This is a genomic window from Kribbella sp. NPDC020701, assembly GCF_055562215.1.
Genome location: NZ_JBVHFT010000077.1, coordinates 1 through 1,007, shown reverse-complemented (window position 1 = coordinate 1,007; position 1,007 = coordinate 1). Strand labels below are relative to the sequence as shown.

Annotated in this window: 1 pseudogene; it reads left to right on the top strand. The window is 67.7% G+C overall.

Features of this window, described 5'->3' with window-relative positions:
- Positions 1-125: 125 nt before the first annotated feature.
- Positions 126-1,007: pseudogene (locus tag ACZ3HV_RS44600) on the top strand (IS1380 family transposase); the annotation flags it as partial.

Below are 1,007 nucleotides of genomic sequence, written 5' to 3'. Positions count from 1 at the left end.
TAGCCCGGGGCTTTCATGCCGGTTGGCTGTGGGGATGTGTGTCGTTGAACTGAAAGGTGCTCCTGACCAGCGACGATGTGGTTTGTCTAGGACCATGTCGTGCCGGATCGAGGAGCACCTTCCAGGTGAAGACTACCGGGTTCTATCCCTGTGTTCGGGTTGATGCGGCAGGATCGGGTGTGGTGTCGCGGGCTGGTGGTCTGCTGCTCACCGACGCGGTCCGGGCCAGTGGGCTGGGTGTCGAGTTGTCGTGGGCGCTGGCGCCATGGCGCAAACCGCTGGCTCGGCATGACCCGGCCAAGATCGTCTGTGATCTGGCGGTTGCTCTTGCGCTGGGCGGTGATTGTCTGGCCGATATCGCGGTGCTGCGTAGCGCACCGGCGGTGTTTGGCCTGGTGGCCTCGGATCCGACGGTGTCGCGCACGGTCGACGCGTTGGCCGCTGATGCTGATCGGGTGTTGAAGGCGATCGCCGTCGCCCGTGCCGCGGCTCGGGCGAGGGTGTGGGCATTGGCCGGCGAGGACGCTCCGGACGTCGGGATCGATGCGGCCAACCCGATCGTGATCGATACCGACGCGACCTTGCTGACCGCCCACTCCGACAAGCAGGGTGCGGCGCCAACCTTCAAGCGGGGCTACGGTTTCCACCCGTTGTGGGCGTTCGTCGACCACGGCAGCGGCGGCACCGGTGAGCCGCTGGCGGTGATGTTGCGGCCCGGGAACGCGGGCTCGAACACGGCCGCCGATCACGTCGCCGTGGTCCGTGACGCGCTCAAGCAGTTGCCGTCGCACCGGCCAGCGACCCGGCCCGGGCGCAAGGTGCTGATCCGCGCCGACTCGGCCGGCTGCACCCACGACTTCCTCGACTGGGTGGTGTCGCAGCGCATGTCGTACTCGGTCGGGTTCACCCTGCCCGACGACTTCGCCGACAAACTCGCGCTGATCCCCGACCAGGTGTGGCACCTGCCTACGACGCCGATGGCAAGGTCCGCGACGGCGCCTGGGTCG